This is a genomic window from Paenibacillus sp. FSL F4-0087, assembly GCF_038020215.1.
Lineage (GTDB): Bacteria > Bacillota > Bacilli > Paenibacillales > Paenibacillaceae > Paenibacillus > Paenibacillus taichungensis.
Genome location: NZ_JBBODJ010000001.1, coordinates 5,675,688 through 5,694,995, shown reverse-complemented (window position 1 = coordinate 5,694,995; position 19,308 = coordinate 5,675,688). Strand labels below are relative to the sequence as shown.

At 44.1% G+C, this 19,308-nt stretch carries 20 protein-coding genes; 6 read left to right on the top strand and 14 right to left on the bottom strand.

All coding sequences use genetic code 11. The features are described 5' to 3' along the window. Window positions 1–37: 37 nt before the first annotated feature. From MHB84_RS26200 to MHB84_RS26160, 9 genes are all read right to left on the bottom strand, one after another. The gene (locus tag MHB84_RS26200) at window positions 38–862 is read right to left on the bottom strand and encodes an ABC transporter permease (protein ID WP_076289304.1); all 825 of its coding nucleotides are present in this window, start codon (window positions 860–862) and stop codon (window positions 38–40) included. Then, on the bottom strand, window positions 838–1,902 hold the full coding sequence (locus MHB84_RS26195; RefSeq protein WP_083678901.1) for a substrate-binding domain-containing protein: 1,065 nt from the start codon (window positions 1,900–1,902) through the stop codon (window positions 838–840). Before MHB84_RS26195 ends, MHB84_RS26200 begins: the two co-directional genes overlap by 25 nt. Continuing rightward, window positions 1,887–2,600: a glycerophosphodiester phosphodiesterase gene (locus MHB84_RS26190; RefSeq protein ID WP_246318094.1), complete on the bottom strand. Its 714-nt coding sequence runs from the start codon at window positions 2,598–2,600 to the stop codon at window positions 1,887–1,889. The genes MHB84_RS26195 and MHB84_RS26190 overlap by 16 nt, the downstream gene beginning before the upstream one ends. A 35-nt stretch (window positions 2,601–2,635) precedes the next feature. After that, the gene (locus tag MHB84_RS26185) at window positions 2,636–3,712 is read right to left on the bottom strand and encodes a CehA/McbA family metallohydrolase (protein ID WP_076289302.1); all 1,077 of its coding nucleotides are present in this window, start codon (window positions 3,710–3,712) and stop codon (window positions 2,636–2,638) included. Further along, complete coding sequence (locus MHB84_RS26180) at window positions 3,709–4,176, bottom strand: hypothetical protein (RefSeq protein WP_076289301.1); 468 nt, start codon at window positions 4,174–4,176, stop codon at window positions 3,709–3,711. The genes MHB84_RS26185 and MHB84_RS26180 overlap by 4 nt, the downstream gene beginning before the upstream one ends. A gap of 262 nt (window positions 4,177–4,438) precedes the next feature. Next, window positions 4,439–5,566 (bottom strand): N-methyl-L-tryptophan oxidase, encoded by a 1,128-nt coding sequence (solA, locus tag MHB84_RS26175; protein WP_076289300.1) that lies wholly within the window; start codon window positions 5,564–5,566, stop codon window positions 4,439–4,441. A 178-nt stretch (window positions 5,567–5,744) separates the two neighbouring features. Further along, window positions 5,745–6,491 (bottom strand): type I methionyl aminopeptidase, encoded by a 747-nt coding sequence (gene map / locus MHB84_RS26170; RefSeq protein WP_076289299.1) that lies wholly within the window; start codon window positions 6,489–6,491, stop codon window positions 5,745–5,747. A gap of 27 nt (window positions 6,492–6,518) precedes the next feature. Further along, window positions 6,519–7,241: a TetR/AcrR family transcriptional regulator gene (locus tag MHB84_RS26165; protein ID WP_076289298.1), complete on the bottom strand. Its 723-nt coding sequence runs from the start codon at window positions 7,239–7,241 to the stop codon at window positions 6,519–6,521. A gap of 297 nt (window positions 7,242–7,538) precedes the next feature. After that, complete coding sequence (locus MHB84_RS26160; RefSeq protein ID WP_076289297.1) at window positions 7,539–8,249, bottom strand: SDR family NAD(P)-dependent oxidoreductase; 711 nt, start codon at window positions 8,247–8,249, stop codon at window positions 7,539–7,541. 101 nt (window positions 8,250–8,350) lie between these two features. Between MHB84_RS26160 and MHB84_RS26155 the strand changes: the two genes are divergently transcribed. The 3 genes from MHB84_RS26155 to MHB84_RS26145 all read left to right on the top strand — a co-directional run bounded on the left by MHB84_RS26155 (window position 8,351) and on the right by MHB84_RS26145 (window position 10,233). Beyond that, the gene (locus tag MHB84_RS26155; RefSeq protein ID WP_076289296.1) at window positions 8,351–8,710 is read left to right on the top strand and encodes a MerR family transcriptional regulator; all 360 of its coding nucleotides are present in this window, start codon (window positions 8,351–8,353) and stop codon (window positions 8,708–8,710) included. 227 nt (window positions 8,711–8,937) lie between these two features. After that, the gene (locus MHB84_RS26150) at window positions 8,938–9,765 is read left to right on the top strand and encodes a helix-turn-helix transcriptional regulator (RefSeq protein ID WP_076289295.1); all 828 of its coding nucleotides are present in this window, start codon (window positions 8,938–8,940) and stop codon (window positions 9,763–9,765) included. 207 nt (window positions 9,766–9,972) lie between these two features. Continuing rightward, the gene (locus MHB84_RS26145) at window positions 9,973–10,233 is read left to right on the top strand and encodes a cupin domain-containing protein (protein ID WP_433921230.1); all 261 of its coding nucleotides are present in this window, start codon (window positions 9,973–9,975) and stop codon (window positions 10,231–10,233) included. A gap of 130 nt (window positions 10,234–10,363) precedes the next feature. Here MHB84_RS26145 and MHB84_RS26140 read toward each other — a convergent pair whose 3' ends face one another. After that, window positions 10,364–12,862, bottom strand: coding sequence for an FAD-dependent oxidoreductase (locus tag MHB84_RS26140; protein ID WP_076289293.1), 2,499 nt, complete (start codon window positions 12,860–12,862; stop codon window positions 10,364–10,366). Further along, window positions 12,859–13,173, bottom strand: a complete 315-nt coding sequence (locus MHB84_RS26135) for an ArsR/SmtB family transcription factor (protein WP_076289292.1) — start codon at window positions 13,171–13,173, stop codon at window positions 12,859–12,861. The genes MHB84_RS26140 and MHB84_RS26135 overlap by 4 nt, the downstream gene beginning before the upstream one ends. 854 nt (window positions 13,174–14,027) lie before the next feature. Between MHB84_RS26135 and MHB84_RS26130 the strand changes: the two genes are divergently transcribed. The 3 genes from MHB84_RS26130 to MHB84_RS26120 all read left to right on the top strand — a co-directional run bounded on the left by MHB84_RS26130 (window position 14,028) and on the right by MHB84_RS26120 (window position 16,915). Then, window positions 14,028–14,642 carry a TetR/AcrR family transcriptional regulator gene (locus MHB84_RS26130; protein ID WP_076289290.1) on the top strand — a complete coding sequence of 205 codons (615 nt, stop codon included), beginning with the start codon at window positions 14,028–14,030 and terminating at the stop codon, window positions 14,640–14,642. Window positions 14,643–14,721: 79 nt separating this feature from the next. Continuing rightward, entirely contained in the window at window positions 14,722–16,236 is a 1,515-nt protein-coding gene (locus tag MHB84_RS26125) for a DHA2 family efflux MFS transporter permease subunit (RefSeq protein WP_076289289.1), read from the top strand. A gap of 199 nt (window positions 16,237–16,435) precedes the next feature. Further along, window positions 16,436–16,915, top strand: a complete 480-nt coding sequence (locus MHB84_RS26120) for a YetF domain-containing protein (protein WP_083678900.1) — start codon at window positions 16,436–16,438, stop codon at window positions 16,913–16,915. 128 nt (window positions 16,916–17,043) lie between these two features. On the opposite strand, the gene arsC is transcribed toward MHB84_RS26120, so the two are convergent. From arsC to MHB84_RS26105, 3 genes are all read right to left on the bottom strand, one after another. Then, entirely contained in the window at window positions 17,044–17,463 is a 420-nt protein-coding gene (arsC, locus tag MHB84_RS26115) for an arsenate reductase (thioredoxin) (RefSeq protein WP_076289370.1), read from the bottom strand. A 29-nt stretch (window positions 17,464–17,492) separates the two neighbouring features. Further along, window positions 17,493–18,788, bottom strand: a complete 1,296-nt coding sequence (locus MHB84_RS26110) for an arsenic transporter (protein WP_076289287.1) — start codon at window positions 18,786–18,788, stop codon at window positions 17,493–17,495. A gap of 73 nt (window positions 18,789–18,861) precedes the next feature. Continuing rightward, complete coding sequence (locus MHB84_RS26105; protein WP_076289286.1) at window positions 18,862–19,188, bottom strand: ArsR/SmtB family transcription factor; 327 nt, start codon at window positions 19,186–19,188, stop codon at window positions 18,862–18,864. Window positions 19,189–19,308: the final 120 nt, after the last annotated feature.

Sequence of the window (19,308 nt, the reverse complement as noted above, 5' to 3'; positions counted from 1 at the left end):
TGCCTCCCCTTGCTTCGGTATATCGACCGAAACATTTTTATTTCATTTGAAAACCGCTCGCCAGCACGTCCGCGCTCACCAGCCGCTGGGCTGCCACCAGCAGAATAATAGTCGGCAGCGTCAGGATGATCGAGAATACGGCTCCCGCGCTGCTCGGAAAGTCGGAAATAATGGAGTACATGACGATTGGCATTGTTTTGTAATCGGGAATACCGACCAGGAACGTGCCCTGTGCTTCGTCTAGTGAATTGAGGAACGTGAAGATCGAAGCGACCATGATGCCGGGCATCGCCATTGGCAGGGTGATGCTGCGGAACACTTTGAACGGGCTTGCCCCAACGTCCCGCGCCGATTCTTCCTGCGCCCGGTGCACGTTACGAAAGGCGGAGGTCGGAATCCAGGTCATGAACATCAACACATTGATCATATGGATCAGCACAACGCCGAGCAGCGTATTCATCAGTCCAATCCGGTAGAAAAGAACTGCGATGGAAACATACAACCCCATTTTCGGAAAAGCGTGCGTCAGCAGGAACGAGAACAGGAACATCCGCTTCAGCGGAAACTGGAGTCTTGCGAAGGCATACGCTGCTGGGATGCAGACGACGATGGACAGCAGGGTCACCAGAGTAGCAATAAGGAACGACAGTGAGATCGACGAGACAATATCGTCCTTTGCCAGTACGAACTCCCACCATTTGAAGCCCCATACTTGGGGCAGAATATCCGGATAATTCCACTTTTCACTAAAGGCAAGCACTAGCAGGTTGACCAGCGGACCTGCGAAAAAAATGGCGAACACGGTCAGCAACACAAATTCGATTATTCTTCTCGGACCTACGTGTTTCCAGTACCAAGACATGTTCCGTCCTCCCTTCCATTCGTCGATTGACGAACAATTACTTCGCTTTCGTATTCAATCAGGCGCGGTACGCTCCCCTCGCCGCTAATCAGGCGATCCAGAATGTATACCGCGTCTCGGCCAATACCAGATGCATCCACGCTGACGGTAGTCAGCGATGGATGGTACATGCCGGCCACTTCGGTATTGTCGTAGCCCATAACGGATACTTCCTCCGGAACGCGGACTCCGCGCTCCATCAGCACCTTCATCGCTCCCAGTGCAAGCATGTCATTTGTACTGAACAGAGCGCTGTATCGTCCCTCCCGGAACGCCACATAATGCTCCTCCATCAACTTCCGACCGGAGTCGAAGCTCGATTCCGATGACTCGACAATGGTAAATCCGTCCTGTTCAGAACTAACGCCGAGGGATTCCAGCCGTTTTCGGAAGCCCTCCAATCGCAGCGAGTGGCTCCGATGTTCGCCCGGTCCGGCGATGATAAAGAATTTGCGGTGTCCACAGTCATATAAGTGCTGTGCCGCCCGTTCTCCACCGGCTTCATCGTTGCTCACGAGATGCACGACGTCCGGATCTTCCGTCGATCCATTCACCATCAGATAAGGGATATTGAAGTTTTTGACGTAATCGATGACGTTCTTCTGCAGCCGACTGACCAGGATGAGTCCATCCACCCGCTGTTCCAGCATATAATCGGTGGAGCGCAGCGACATCTCCCTATCGGTCTTCAGAAAAATTGAGTAGCCCATCTCTTCAGCAGACATCAGTATCTCGTCTATGATTCTGCCATACAGCGTGTGAGACACGATCGGAAGTCGGTCACGGAAAACGATGACTCCGATGTTGTACGTGCGCTTGGCAACCATCGCCCGGGCGACGGCGCTCGGCTTGTAGCGAAGCTGCTCGACCGCCTTGAGAACGCGATCCCGGACTTCAGGACTTGCATATCCATTCCCGGAGATAACCCGAGAAGCAGTCGATTTCGATACACCAGCCAGTTGGGCCAGCTCCCGCAAACTATGATTCAGCTTATTGTCCAATCCCTATTCTCCTTTGCAAAATCCGTCTCTTCCCGGACGGCAATCAGCTTCGCCGGATCACGGGTTGTTATCGAGTCGACGCCCAACTGTGCAAGTCGCCGCATATCGTCCGCCTCCGAAACCGTCCAGACGTAGATAGCCAGATCGCTCCGCTGCACAGCTTCCATAAGTTCTGGTTGAACGACCTGATACGGCATGTTAATCCCAAAGCAGCCGGCTTCGCGAGCATTTTCACACGCCTGCAACACTGCCTCGCCGTAACTCAGACTCCCGAAGCTTTGCTTGTTCACATTAAGAAGCCTGCGTATGCTTGGAGCGTAACGACTTGCTTTAACCGCTGACCCGTAATCGCAGCCACTGAGAAACACCCTCTCCGCCATACCCATCCGATTCACCAGAGTGGAGACCGGCTCCAGAGCGCTATCTGTTTTGATATCAAGATTCATCATTTTGCCGGCTGCGCGTATCTGCTCAAGCACATCCTGAAGCGTCGTAATTGGCGCTAGTCTAGCGGTATTCAACTCCTTCAGTGTCATTTCTGCAAGACTGCCGCAGCTTCCATCTGCCAAAGTGATGTCGTCATCGTGGGCGAGCACCGGCACGCCGTCCTGAGTCGAACGGATATCGTCTTCGTAAATATCTACGCCAAGTGTTAGGGCTGCCTGAAGTGACTCGAAAGAATGATCGGGATGGCCCATGCAGCCAGTATGGGCCGTGATCAGCGGGAATTTGTTCATCGCGGGTATCCTCCTTCTTCGAAATAGATCGCGTTGGTAAAGGCGATCAGTACATGGACGCCTCGTACAGTTCCCCACAGCTCGGCGCGAATCCACCTGCGGGGGACATCTGAAGTGGATTCCTTCAGTTGGGCTTCAAATTGCATCATCTGTTCGTCCGACGAAGACGGAACTTCAAGATTAAACTCCTCGCCCAGATTGGAACACAACTTCAATCTGTAAACCTGCTTAGGTAGCGACCACAGTCCGGCACGGGCCGAGAAGTCCAGCATCAAGTTCGCCCGGATCGGCTCCTCTGCAGCTTCCCTTCTCTCGACTACCGTTGGAACGGTAGAGCCAATTGCATAGAATGCACCTCCAGCTTCCAGCGTCAGGGTCAGCAGAGGACCTATCGTTACGGACGCACGCCCTTCCCGCAGCGCTTGGATAAGCGTTTCTTCATGGAGCCAAAGAGCTGTCGAGTCCCCGTTCCCCGTCACTGCGTCGTCCTCGATGCCGAGGTAAGTAACAGAGATCGGATCGTCTGTCTCGCCCTGCGCATGCCAGTCCCTGCCTGAAGTGGCTGCAATCCGATATCCTTCATTCAGCTTGTGAGTCCACAGATCAAAAGCACGCCGATTGTTCGTCTGAATGGAAGGGAACGTGCCGGACCAGACTTCGATGTAATCTACAGCGGACCAGTTCCCAATCTCGTATTCCCAGAAGCAACCGGTACAGGCCGGACTGCCGATTCGGAAGGGATGAGCAAGCCCAGCGATTCCACCGAGGCGATGCACATTCTGTATTCCCTCATCGATTCCATCCCGATTCGCTTGACGCCAGTCGGCAAAAGCGCTCAGTCCTATTGTCACCATATGGCCGTAAAAAGTTGTCCACTCCATACCGGGGATGATTCGTAGTCCGTACCTCTGCTCGATTTCCGCTTTGCCGCTCAAGCCGGACATCGTGTTGTGATCGGTCAGTGCGATGGCATCGAAGCCCAGATTGGCTGCTCCCGCTGCCAGTTCTCCCAGTGTCTGACTGCCATCGCTGTGCAGCGTATGTGTATGTAGTTCACAGGCGAACCACTTCATATCGAGTCCTCCTCTGTCGTCCAGACTTCCAGCCGATAAGCGCATGTATCCGTCACGATACAATGCAGGCTTAATGTGACGCTCCAGGGCCCCGGAACCAGCTCGCCCGCCATAAGGCCGGGAGAAGCTTCTCGATCCGATACGTATAGATCCTGCACCTCGTCTTGGCGGTGGCACGCCCCTCGGTATCCCCGCGCATCGTCCAGCGAGAGTGTGATCAGATTTTTCAGGGGGAGATGCTGGTCAGCATTGGCAATTGCGTATTCCCGATTTTCCGGCAAAATGTATAGATCGTAGCTGTCCTTGAGCAGCCGTAGCGCCTTCTCCCGATTCTCGAGCGTCTTCGGCGTATATTGTAAACGCAGGTTCAGCTTCACGCAGCCCTCATCCAATTCAAAAGGAATGCGGATATGTGTTTTGGAATCCTCCGGAGATGCGTATCCTTGTAGATCCAGCAGCTTCATTGCGCCGCACCACCTTTCATTAATCCGTTATCTTCATGACTTACGTTATGAACGTTTTGCTTAATGTGGGACCGTTCCCACATCTAATACTTATGTTACGCGGAAAAAATCAGATCCGTATCTGCATCGTGTTAATATTCTGTAAATGCAAAAAAGACCGAGCTTCTATTAAAAGAAGACCGGTCTTTTTATCTTTTTATCGCTAGATTGTTTTCGGACTGCATGCGAGTGGCAGCACATAAATTTTCTCTTGAATGGATTCTTAAAATCGATTAATTGAAAATGGAGAAATATTATGTTCCGTTTTCCCTGATATAATCAAATCACTTAAAATCTGTCCAACTACACTACTGAATTTAAAGCCATGTCCTGAGAAACCTGATGCAATGGCAACGTTAGGATAGTTAGGATGTGTATCGATAATGAAATCTTCGTCAGGAGTCATTGTATACATACACGTTTTACCGAACTTCAATTCTTGTGCAAAGGGCATATAGTGTTGTAAAAATTGTTTTAAATCTGTCGTGTCTTCCTCTAGTTCACCAAATCCCAGGATGGCTTCATCTGGATCGATTGTATCTCCTCCATCATGTCGGCCTAATTTTAATCCGGAACCATCGATGCTTGGGAAACCATAATAATGCCCGTGAGATGTTTCAAACGAAAAGGCTGGAAACTCCTTATGATCATATAAATCATCTTTAGTATCAAACCAGGCAAATGTTTTTCTAATAGGATTAAGAGGAAGATTTAGATCCAACATGGAAAGGAGACTTCCTGACCAGGCCCCTGCTGAAACTACTAACGCATTAGCACTAAAAGTATGATCTTCGGTCTTGATGGTAACTCTTTTATCATCATGAACCATGATTTCTATTACTTTACTATTGGTTATGATGGTAGCTCCGTTTTGCTCTGCGAGTTCTCGATATGCTTCAATGCATTCCTCACATTTCAGCACTCCTGAGGTTGGTTCGTAGCAACCAATGTAATTGTTCGGTAAATTGATGCCAGGCCAGCGCTTATTTACTTCAATGGAATCTAAAATCTCCAGTGGCAATGAATAGGTTTTTGAGCTTGAAATAATATTTTGGATAAAATCTGTTTTCTCATAACCCACGTTTATAACCCCGGTAGGGAGAAATAATTGTTTTCCCGACACTTTCTCTAAGTCATTCCATAATTCTTGAGCCTTGAGCGCTAACGGAACATAATTTTCACCTTCACCATACGCATGTCGAATAATTCTTGTCTCTCCGTGATGACTGCCTTTGTTATGGGGCGGGTTAAAGGAATCGATTAATACTGTACTCTTCCCACTCTTGGATAAAAAATAACCCGCCGCCATCCCCATTGATCCTGCTCCTATTACAATTACGTCATAATGCATTGCAAGTTGCCTCCTTGTAAGAAATCCCCATGTAACTTAAGTATTAAGTATGGCTAGTATTCTTCTATATTACTAATGATATTAACACTTAACAATTGCGCTATCCTGGACATGATACCCAAGTCATAATAAAAAAACCGCATAACAACGCGGTTTTCTTAGTTTCGTAAATTTACTATTACTGAGCCGTTAAAATCAGCGGTCCATTCGACGTGATTGCGATCGTATGCTCATATTGTGCCGACAACTTGCCGTCGGCCGTTCTCGCCGTCCACTGATCGTCGTCGATCGTGATACGGAACGTTCCTTCGTTGATCATCGGTTCAATCGTAAACACCATGCCTTCTTTTAATCGAATGCCTTTGCCGGCTACGCCGATATGCTCATAGGTCGGTTCCTCATGCAGGCTCCGCCCGATCCCGTGTGCCAACAGATCACGTACCACCGAGTACCCATGCGCTTCCGCATGCTTTTGAATCGCCGAGGTTATGTCGCCTAGCCGGCCTCCGGGTATAGCCCGAGCAATTCCCAGATCCAAGCATTCCTTTGTCACCTTCATTAATTTTTGCACTTCCGGCCGAATATTGCCTACCGCATAGCTCACACACGAATCGCCGAACCATCCCCCGTATTCCACGACGATGTCGAGTTTTAGCAAGTCTCCGTCCATGATTACCCGTTTCGAAGGAATGCCGTGGGCCACCACATCGTTGATCGAAATGCAAGTTTCGGCGGGGAAACCATTATAGCCTTTCGTAAACTGCTTGCCACCCAGCTTAGTGATGTGTCTGGCAACAAAATCATTGATTTCTAGCGTGGTAATGCCGGGCTCGATTAGTTTGGTCACCTCGCGGTAGCAGTCCGCAACGATTTGGCTCGCCGGCTTCATTTCTTCAATTTCCTTAGGTGATTTTATAATGATCATCTTGTGTTTATTCACTCCTTAGGCATCCTATAATTTTAAGAACCGGACGATATCCCTTGCCTCTTCGTACAGCTTTTCGCGACGCATCGATAGCGAGGCGCAGCCAACCAAGGCAGCCAGCAGCATTTCCGCGCGCTGCAGCCGATAGGGCTGCTCCGCCACATTTCCGCCGGAAGTGGCATCCTCGTCCGCCGCATGCTCGGTGTCCATAAGCGCAGCAAACGGAGCGAGCACCTCATCCTGAAAAGCAGCCGTGAGCTTGGTCGAGCGTGCTTCAGGTAGCGAGGTAAAGCCCTCAAGAGCCAGCTTATACAGCAGGTATAGGGCGTGGTCCTCCGCCCAGAGCTGCAGCAACCGCACGCTGGCCGCCGCGACGGGGCCAAGTTCTGCGGAAGCGGTCGTTTCGTGGCTTCCGCTTTGGAAATCCGCGACAGCTAAGTTCCTAGTATCTACCGCAGAAGCAAAGGCGAGGGGCCTATTCGCTGGCTCCTCCCCCGAAGTCGAAGTGTGCGGGGCTACTGGTGCTCCCCCGACCCGCTCCAATGCGTCCCACAGCAGATCATGGAGCAAATCGCCTTTATTGCTGTAATAATGGTATACCGTGCCATATCCGAGTCCCGCCTCAATGGCCACATCTCTGATTTCGAGTAAAGACCCTTTATTCAAAAACACATCGGCAGCGGCTTTACGGATTTGCGCCAGACGCCGCAGCCGGATCTCTTCGTTTTGTTCTTTCGTGCGTGGAGTCATCTCGTCGGCTCACCTCTTTTGTTTTTGACCTACTCTTATGTCAATATAAAACATTAGCTTGCAAATAACAAGAATTAGCTGGAGGATTACGGAAAAACAGACATACTAAGCGGGTGCCCCGGCCTAATATGTCTGTTACTTAACAAGTATATAGCTTTACCACAACATAATGACAAAGCATTCTAACACTTAGTTCTTGTCCTTCCAAATTAACTCGCCCCATTTCACTCCTTGATTAGCCGTTGAATGTTACTCTAACCAAAATACATTTGGATACCATTGTTTTGAAGATGTGGATTACCAGGCGTACACACCTTGCTCATTCAAGAATTCGCCGTTATGATGTTTGCCATCTGTCGCATAACCCACGATAATCGCAGCAGCTGCCTCTTTTGATTTACCGCCTTCAGCATTTCCGTTAAGATCTGTTGATGTGAATCCAGGCGTTACAGCAAATACTTGAGCCCTGCTGCTTTTAAGTTCATAAGCCATCGAAACAGTCATAGCATTGTTGGCCGTTTTGGATGAGTTATAATCGAAAGCATTTAAAGCAAATCCAGCATTTTGCATATGATCCAGAGAAGCCATGTCGGTCGATACATTAACGATTGTGCCTTCGTTATCTTTAATTAACGGGAACAAACGCTGGTTCAGACGAAAGGTTCCAAAAAAGTTGACTTCAAAAGCGTTCCTCAGATTCTCCTCTTTGGTATCCGTAAATGAACGCGAGAAAGCACCCGGCATACCCGCATTATTGATCAAAAGTGTTAAGTCCGGATAGTCCTTAGTAATTGTAGTTGCTGCCCATTCGATACTTTTCAAGTCACTCATGTCGATTTGCACAAATTCTATGTCTAACCCCTCGGAAGTTAACTCGGAAACAGCCGCTTCGCCCCGTTCAGCGCAACGTGAACCAAGGAGGACTTTCCAGCCGGCTTGACCTAATTGCTTAACAATTTCGAATCCGATACCTTTATTTGCTCCAGTTACAAAAGCGGTCTTCTTCATGTGAATCCTCTTTTCTCTAATTTGATTTCATTAACAATGTATAAGTTACTATGCTACACTTAGTGTAGGTCAACCATAAATTTCGATAAATGAGGGTTAGCATGTTAACGATTGGAGAAGTAGCGAAGAAAGTCGGTATCAATATTGGCGCGATACGCTTTTACGAAAGAAAGGGACTGTTGACGCCTGCTGCGCGAAGTGAGCAGAATAACCGTCTTTACTCCGAAGATGATCTGAACTGGCTGGTTTTTATCAAATGTCTTCGCGAAACCGGGATGAGTGTGGAGGATATCAAAACGTATTATGACAAAGTAAATGAAGGAACCTCAACCTTGCCGGAAAGAACCAAACTGATTCAAGATCAAAGGCAAAAGTTGCTGGAAGATATCGAGGAGAAAAAAGCGCAGCTCGTTCATTTGGACCACAAACTGGAGCGCTATTATCGGGGAGAAAATTATTAAGATAAGTCTTTTCCTAAAGACAAAACTTTTGAATTTCATGTAATTAGAACGTTGAACCCAAAAAAGGCAGACGATCACGTTTGATCGTCTGCCTTCTTCATTTTATTTAGCTATAGTTCGCATAAGCTAAAGTTTCAACATCGATGAAACTATTGTTTAAATAGGTTGACAATGAGAATTGTTATCAATAATGTGAAGTGAGATACTATCGAAATGAGGTACAGAACGTGAAAATAGACGTGAATCAGTTAGCAGAACATTTTGCACACATTCCTTTTCAAGTAGAGGGAATATATCGATATGCTACAAATCCAGGAGTGACTCACGCTGACTATACCGATTCCTTTCCTGGATTTGTATTTCCCCTTACAGGAAAGATACAATTTCAATTTAATGATACCCCTTATATCCTTTCGCCAGGAAAAGTGGTGCATGGTGGGGCAAAAATGAAATTGGATGAAAAAACGTTTGATAACTCCAATTGGGAATATATCCTTGTTTTATACCGGATATGCAGCTCGGAATTAGAAGAGTCAAGCTTTTCCCATCAGCATTTTGAATTATCAACGGGACAATCCCCTCGTCTTATCGAACTAATTATGCAGCTTTGGCATGTGTACAATCAGGGTGGCGGCATTTCAATGTTTCAGACTGAAATGCTTTTTCGCGATGTGCTGAACGAAGCCTTAATAAGTGTGGCAAATAGACAAATGAGTAGTGAATCACAGGCTTTATTCGAACGGGTATCTAATTATATTCATGAATACTACTATCATGGCCTTACCATAACATCACTCGCAGAACAATATAACGTTAATCGAAATCGACTTTCTTACATATTTAGAAAACATGCAGGCATGGGACCGGCAGAATATCTATTAAAACACCGTCTCAACAGGGCGCAAAATATGCTATTTACAAGTGATGTACCAATACAGCAAATTGCACAAACCGTTGGAATTGTTGACCCCTTTTATTTTAGTAAAGTGTTCAAGAAACAATTTGGCTTTTCGCCTAGTGAATATCGACAAAAGTTCATCAATAATCCATGTTAACTTCAACAGGCATCCATTTTAAAGCCAAAATTAAATCAGTATACTTATGGCAGACCAAGGAAAACATCATCATGGCTTGAGTTGCGTATACAGCATTATATCGAAGGTGAAAAATAAGGAGGGCTTACTATCCATTATCAAGCGATTAAACTAAGCGAAGAACTATCTAAAATAAAAGATAATTGGTCACCCCAACTAATTGGTGAATTGAATGACCATGAATTTAAGATCGTTAAAATTGACGGGGATTATGAATGGCATGTTCATCCCGAAACCGATAAGTTATTCTTCGTGATTAAGGGTGAGATGATCATTGATTTTCGTGATGGTCAGGTGAGGATTTCCAAGGATGAGATGTTTATTGTCCCGAAGGGACTCGAGATCAAACCCTCCGCCGAAAAGGAATGTCATATCATGTTGATGGAACCTAAAAGTGAAGTAGATACTGGCGGGACTGAGTCCGCATAAATAGCCAACTACGTTTCATCGAACGGACATTGTAATAAATGAAACTAAGCCCCTTCAGCAATGAAGGGACTTTTGCTTTTTAAGATAACATATGTGACTGAACAGCTGAATGGTTTACTAACAAACCGATTTATATAAACAGATTATGATTTGCATGAGCTGCCTGCCCCAGATAGTAACCCACTCCACCGATGTTAACCGAATCCATTAATTCTTCACGCTGAATCCCCATTAAATCCATGGACATCTGGCAAGCGACAAACTCAACTCCCTGCTCAGTTGCGGTCTGCATCAGTTCTTCCAAAGAAGCAACATTGTTATTCTTCATAACGCCGCGGATAATCTTTGGTCCAACTCCGAGCATATTCATTTTGGACATGCCAAGCTTGTGGCTGCCGCGCGGTAACATCATGTCAAACATGCGGCCGATCATTGTTTTGGATACAGGCTGTGGCTGATGCTTACGAATAATATTTAATCCCCAGAAAGTGAAGAACATGGTTACTTTACGTCCACTTGCTGCTGCCCCATTTGCAATAATCAGAGAAGCAATCGCTTTATCTAGATCACCACTGAAGACAACCATCGTGCTCGCAGGCTCCTCTTTAGGAGTTTCCATAGCTGAAGATACGGTCTGCGCAGCATTCTTGGCAATTACCGCTTCAATAGTACCGCCTTTGGATCGTTCCAAGTGTAGAAGTGAGGAACCAGACATCGTTGTCCATGCTTTCACATCTTCATAAAATCCTGGATCGGAAGCTTTCACCCGCAGTGTCTCTCCATTCGATAGTTGATCCATTTTCTGCTTGAGTTGTATCAGCGGACCGGGACAACTTAAACCGCACACGTTCAACTCATTATCGATACGTTGTGGCTGTGCAGAGATTGGATTGGAGAGCTCTGTTTCCTTTACAGCATGTATCGGATTATTGTTCTGATCCTGCCCGTCATTATTTTCATCGTTTCTCATAGGAATTGGAGCAGGCTGAAATTGTGCTTGGCGGTATGTCTTATAACCTCCGCTCAGATTTTTCACATTAAAGCCATGCTGACGCAAAATCTGCGAAGCTGTATATCCTCGTAAACCAACCTGGCAGTATACCCAAATATCTTTGGTTGGGTCTAATTCATCTAACCGCTGACGAAGCTCATCCACTGAAATATTTATGGAGTCCGGAATATTCCCATTGCGATGCTCCAGCTCACTGCGTACATCCAACAATATCGATTGCTCCAGCTGGCGATCAGATAGCTGATCATAGGTGAACGTTTCAACACGTCCAGCCGTAATATTTTCAGCTGCATAACCAGCCATATTAACTGGATCTTTCGCAGAAGAATACGGTGGCGCGTAACTCAACTCGAGCTCTGTCAAATCACTGATGTGGCCCCCAAAATGAATGGATACAGCAATGTCATCAATCCGTTTATCCACACCGTCATAACCAACTGCTTGTGCGCCTAAAATTTTACCTGTCGGTGTAAACAGTAGTTTAAGAGTAATCGCGCTGGAACCCGGATAATACGATGCATGAGATGCAGGATGCACGACTACAGTTCGATAATCGATGCCGAGACGTTTTAGTGTTTTCTCATTACTGCCTGTAGCTGCCCCGGTCATTCCAAACACTTTAATAATGGCTGTCCCTTGTGTTCCTTTGTAGATGGAACTTAGTCCAGCAATTCGATCTGCAACAATGCGTCCCTGTTTGTTGGCAGGTCCAGCAAGCGGAATAGCTGTCTTTGTGCCATGAATGGTTTCAGTTACTTCGATTGCATCGCCAACAGCATAAATATGTGGCACACTGCTTTCGAGTGCTTCGTTGACCATAATATGTCCACGTGTTCCTAGGGAAACTCCGCTATTTCTCAGAAAAGCTGTATCTGGAGTTACTCCTATCGCAAGAATAACCAGGTCAGCTGTCAGAATACGACCATCTGCAAGCTCAACACCAATTCCCTGCTCAAGTGCCTGAAAGCCCTGTACACGTTGGGAAAACAGCAGCTTTACCCCATTTTGCTCCATTTCCTGTGCCAATGCTGCGGCCAGTTCAGCATCAAATGGAGTGAGTAGCTGACCATTACCCTCTACTAACGTTACATTCAATCCGGCTTCCTTCAAATTTTCTGCCATTTCAACACCAATAAACCCTCCACCAATAACAATTGATGATGCGTTGTTAGATGAATTTATTTGCTTCTTGATCCGATCAATATCTGGAATGCTGCGCACTGTATAAATCAGTGGATTATCCGTACCCGGCAGATCTGGAATGATTGGCTTGGCACCCGGTGACAAAATTAATTCGTCATAGCTTTCTTCATATTGACCACGCTCCTGGCTTTGTACCTGAACTGTACGAGTATGCGGATCAATAGCGATGATCTCACTTCGAGTACGTACATCAATATTAAATCGATCGACCATACCTTTGGGAGTTTGTACCAGCAAACGCTCTCGATCCTCGATCGAGCCACCAATATAATAAGGTAAGCCGCAATTGGCAAACGATATATAGGGTCCTTTTTCAAATATGATAATTTCGGCATGTTCATCCAGACGGCGCAGACGGGCAGCTGCTGATGCACCACCCGCTACTCCGCCCACAACCAGTACTTTTTTACTCATGATTCACAATCTTCCTCTCCAAACAAAATAGGTATTATTTGTTCAATCCGTTGGTCGGCAAGCACGTAATTTACTTCAAGGCCATTGCGTTCAGTCGCTACAATACCTGCACTACGCAGCTTCTGCAAATGCTGAGACACTGTTGATTGGGGAAGGTCCAGACACTCCTGCATATATGAAACGTTACATTTCTTTTTTCGCATCAACCCGCGCACAATGCACAGGCGAATTGGATGAGATAAAGCTTTCAGTAAATTAGCAGGTTCATCGAACTGTTTTAAATTAGTGCTATCAAAAGCTTCTGTAATCAAAAATACCCCTCCTGAATCGTTATATCGTAATATTACGATATTTAAATTGAGATGTCAAAATATTTTCATTCCCCTGTTTAACTTCCACTTAGAATCAGTAGATGTCGTATCAAATACTATTAGATCCAGTACTATCAAGACATTTAAGAAAAGCCGATAAACACACAGTAGATGTGGTGTTTATCGGCTTTTGTAATTGCCTTTATATCTTGAATGAATAATTCCCGTTCTGCGGAATCAATATAAAATTAAAGACCTGATAAGAAAGAACGTACACAGAACTCCCAGCAATAGAAACATCATTGCTGACTGACGTTCACTCTTCCACAATCGAAATGTATTAGCAATACTCAAAATTGCCAATGCAAGCATATTAATTCTAGTATTCATTTCAAAAAAATTAATACACAGTAGAATAAATACCACGATCCCGACAAAAAGAAACCATATCGGTATATTCTTAGTAAGCCGTTTAATCATTTCATTCCCCTTTTAAAATTTATATTCTATCTCTAATAGGGTATTCTTCAACTTTATTGAAATACCTTCATAATTTCAAAAAAGTAGGAATTGTAGGCGTCCACGCTAGTTACGAAAATGCGGGCTTTAATCCCCACCCGTAGCCGTTAACTCTTACTCCTGCTCAATGTGGGAATAGCTGATTATTGCGGTGTTTCCAGTTCCAGGTTGAATTTTTATACGAAACGTCGGATTCCGAGCCCATGCATCATGGGTGCCTTTTCAACATATGACACGGTGTCATTTTATTGTTGACGTATGACATTGGTGTCATATATAATTCATTAATCAGCAATTGTGACACGGTGTCACTTATTAAGATTGGAGGATCATATTTGCCAAAAAAAACATTTTTTCACTTATCGAAAGATAAACAGGACACGTTAATTCAATGTGCCAAAAGGGAATTTTCTCGAGTTCCATTACACGAAGCATCCATTGCCAATATCATCAAAGACGCGGGGATCTCTAGAGGAAGTTTTTATCAATACTTCGAGGAAAAAGAGGACCTATATTATTATCTGTTGAACCAATCCTCACAAAAAAATAGTGACCGATTTATTGCAGCTTTAAAGGAGAAAAACGGAGATGTATTCGAAGCTTTTATTGATTCATTTCAATTTATGATTCAGAATCACACCAATCAAGAACACAAAAACTTTTTTAGAAATGCCTTTTTAAATATGAATTATAAAACGGAAAAAACATTTACGAAGAACATCTATGAAGAAAATCGGGATAACCATCTTTTACCTATCATTGGGTTAATGAATACGGAAACTTTGAATATACAAGGGGAACGAGAATTGCAGCATATTTTAAAAATCATTATAGCTGTAACCTTTGATAACCTGATTCAAGTGTTCGTAAAGGATTTAACCTATGAAGAAGCTTTAAAAAATTATGGTGAGCAAATGGAACTGCTAAAAAGAGGATTTAAAAAAATTTAATAGATAGAAATATTTATACACATATATTTAAACGAGCTAAGGGATTAAATGAAGTGTCAAAAAAGGAGAAAAGACATATATGGATTCAGCTTTACACGAAAAAAAACCACCCTATTTAATGATTGCGATTCTTTTTATCGGTGCATTTGTTTCATTTCTAAATAACTCGCTCTTAAATGTAGCGCTGCCATCCATCATGGTGGATTTGAACATTAAAGATTATTCCACGATCCAGTGGTTGTCTACGGGCTATATGCTGGTCAGTGGTATATTAATTCCGGCGTCAGCATTTTTATTAACACGTTTCTCCAATAGAAGTTTGTTTATTACTTCCATGACCATTTTCACTTTAGGTACGGCCATAGCAGCCGTTGCACCAAACTTTGGTTTATTGCTTACAGGAAGAATGGTTCAAGCAGCAGGCTCTTCAGTAATGGGACCACTGTTAATGAATATTATGCTGGTAAGTTTCCCACGAGAAAAACGCGGAACAGCAATGGGTATTTTCGGGTTAGTTATGATTACCGCCCCGGCAATCGGGCCAACATTATCAGGTTTCATTGTAGAATATTATGACTGGCGTTTACTTTTCGAAATGATTTTACCGTTAGCCGTCATTAGTTTACTGTTAGGGATTTGGAAATCCAAAAATGTAATGCAGCAAAACAAAAATGCAACACTGGACTATTTCTCGATCATATTATCTTCCATCGGTTTTGGTGGTTTGTTATATGGGTTCAGCTCTGCAAGTTCAGATGGCTGGACAGATCAAGTTGTCTTAATCACTTTAATCGTCGGAGCTATTGCCCTGATCACCTTCGTTGTCCGTCAATTGAAAATGGAAACACCATTATTGGATTTACGAGTTTACAAGTATCCGATGTTTGCCCTTGGCTCTGTTATTGCGATTGTAAACGCAGTAGCGATGTTTTCCGGAATGATTTTAACACCGGCATACGTACAAAACGTAAGAGGTATTACACCACTTGATTCAGGTTTAATGATGTTGCCAGGTGCGATAATCATGGGGATTATGTCACCTATTACAGGTAAACTGTTTGATAAATATGGCCCACGTGTTCTTGGCATAATCGGGCTTACGATTACAGCGATCTCAACGTACATGTTGGCAAACCTGCAAATCGACTCGACTCACACTTATATTATCCTTGTGTACACTCTGCGTATGTTTGGTATGGCAATGGTGATGATGCCTATTATGACTAACGGCCTGAATCAATTACCAACACGCTTAAATCCACATGGTACAGCTGTCAACAATACAGCTCAGCAAGTGTCCGGTTCAATTGGTACGGCTATTCTGATTACGATTATGAATTCGGTGACAAAAACAAAAGCTGAAGATTTAATGACTGGTGTTGATCCAACAACTTTGACAGCAGCCAATAAAGCTTTATTAACCCAAGAAGCGTTATTAGCCGGAATCCAATATTCATTCTATATCGCTCTTGGCATTAATATTGTCGCATTAATATTAGTTTTCTTCATTAAACGAGCGGAAGTCAAAGATGAACCTGTCGAGGCTTTAAAAAATCAGCAGGGTAAAACTAAAACAAAACCCGCAGTAAATTAATGAAAAGCAATTGATCAAAACAGCAAGCAGACAAAATAAGAAACAAAATTAAAGAATATATAATAAAAATGGAGCCTACTATCGTTAAGATAGCAGGCTCCATTTTTTCTCTCCTCTAAACTTACATGTTATGTTTGTTTTCAATCTATTCTACCGGGTATATATTCATCAATGATCTGTTCACTTGGGAGGCTAGGTAATCACCCGATTTGTAAAATTCGGCTATGTAGCAGAAGGACGGGTTGCTCTTTTAATTGATAATGGAGAGGTAAATCAGAGCTTGCTCAAGAAATATGATATTGAGTATAAACAATTACTCTCCATGCTTCGAAAGCAGAGTGTTTTTTCGCTTCAAGAGGTCAAACATGCCGTTTTAGAAATAGACGGGTCTCTGTCCGTCCTTCGCAAACCTGAATATGAACCACCATCTGCCCAAGATTTGGTACTCGAAACACCTTCCGATAATTTTGCTATTACAGTGATTGATAAAGGGGAATTGCTGAAGATGTCGATGAAAGGAAAGGAAATGGATACGGATAAGGTAAGAATCGAGATGCAAAAGCAGGGATATGACAATATTAAAGATATAGCTTACGCGGAATATGGTGAGGATGGAACACTTTATATCATACCGAGTAAGAGGAAGAAAAACCGAACAATCATTAGAAATATGACATAAAACTTTAACTTTTCTCCGTAGAATATCCGTTTGAGTGATTCGCATATTGAGTAGATCCATAGTATTTTCATTTCAAATATTCCTTTCAAACACGAAAAGCCGGGAAAAGTTACTCCCGGCTTTTCGTGTTATTTTCCAGTTTCAGCAAATGTCTGTATCCGTTCCCCAATCTGGTCACGAACCCTTTGGAATACAGCCCATTTCTCTTCTTCTGTACCTTGCGCTTTCGCGGGATCATCGAATCCCCAGTGTTCTCGCTTCACTTGTGGAGGGGTCATTGGACATTTATCTGCCGCATCCCCGCATAATGTGACGACGAAATCTGCACTGTTCAGTAGCTCGGAGTCAATGATGTCCGAAGTTTGGCTCGAAATATCAATACCTACTTCGTTCATCGCTTCCACAGCTTTTGGATTCAAGCCGTGTGCTTCGATTCCTGCGCTATAAATGTTCCAGTCCTCACTCAGGTACTTTTTAGCCCAACCTTCAGCCATTTGGCTCCGACACGAATTGCCTGTGCATAGGAAATAAAGTATTTTTTTGCTCATGTTCATCATCTTCTCCTTGTGGTTTGAATTTATAGAATGCTTAACCACAGATATAGACCCACTAGCGTAATAAGTAAAGTCGGAACTGTGATAATGATACCTGTCTTAAAGTAGGTGCCCCATGAAATCTTGACGCCTTTGGTGCTGAGCACATGAAGCCAGAGCAGTGTTGCCAGTGAACCAATCGGTGTAATCTTGGGACCTAGATCGGAACCAATAATATTGGCGTAGATCAATGCCTCCCGAACGGTTCCCGTAGCCGTTGTTGCATCAATGGCGAGTGCGTCAATTAAAACCGTAGGCATATTGTTCATCAGAGATGAAATGATCGCAGCAATAAAGCCCATACCAACCGTTGCGACAAACAATCCTTGATCTGCCACGGCCTGGATGGCTACGGCCAGCAGATCCGTCAGACCCACGTTACGCAAGCCATAGACCACGACATACATACCAATAGAGAAGAATACGATTGCCCAAGGCGCTTCCTTAACGACTACTTTAGTCGGTACAGCAGAGCTTCGAGAAGCCATAATCAGGAAGAATATAGCCACGACTCCTGCCACAATAGATACAGGCACACCAACAAATTCACTGCCAAAGTAACCGACGAGCAGGATACCAAGTACAATCCATGACAACCGAAACATCTTCAGATCTTTGATCGCTGTTACAGGTGCTTTCAGTTCACTGGCATCAAACCGTTTGGGAATGCTTTTCCTGAAAAAGAGATACAATACACCGATACTTGCAGCCAGTGAAAACAGATTCGGAATAAACATTCTGCCTACATACTCCATGAACGTAATACCGAAGAAATCGGCAGATACGATGTTTACCAGGTTACTTACAACCAGTGGTAATGAAGTTGTATCCGCAATAAATCCGCTGGCAATAATGAAGGGAAACACTTTTTTCTCATCAAAATTCAGTGCGCGGACCATAGCCAGAACAATTGGGGTCAGAATCAGTGCTCCCCCGTCATTGGCAAAGAAAGCAGAAACTACAGCTCCTAAGATGGAGACATATACAAACATCCGAACCCCTCTGCCATGAGCTGCCTTCGCCATATGTAAAGCTGCCCATTCAAAGAAACCGATACGATCCAAAATCAATGAGATGATAATAATGGCCACAAAAGCAAGCGTGGCGTTCCATACCATTTGCGTAACATCCCAAACATCATGGAAATGAACTACGCCTACAAGCAACGCCAGAATGGCTCCGCCGCAAGCAGACCACCCTATGGACAGGTTTTTAGGCTGCCAGATGACGAGCACTAACGTGATCAAAAAGATGAAGCAAGCAAGAAAAGTAGAAAACAAACATATACGCCTCCGATCAAAATAGTTCCATTTTCATAATCATATAACAATATACTTATATATTGCTCAAAAATTAATTACATACGGATGAAATGTTCTCTTTATTTAAAGACTTAAGAATGGCTGCAGAATCTGGCATAAATTCCAACACAGATTTAATATAAGGTTTATCCTCTACATTCAAAGAGTAGTATACCCATTGTCCACGTTTATTCTCTTTAACCAAACCTTGATCCTTTAACTTGCGCAAATGCTGACTGACCCCAGGTTGTGACATGTCCAGAATGTCTACAAACTCACACACACACCATTCACGTTCTTGGAGGAGTGTAAGTATCGTCAGACGAGTCTTATCCCCCAGCAATTTCAACTTATCCGATGCTTCTTGAATAGAATCCATATCACTTACCTCCTTCTCTCTATATAAGCACATGCTTATATTATAATGCAAAAGTCTTATTGTCAATTTTAAATTCCAAGTGAACCTGAAAGTGTTGGTTTACAGAGTTGATCCAACACT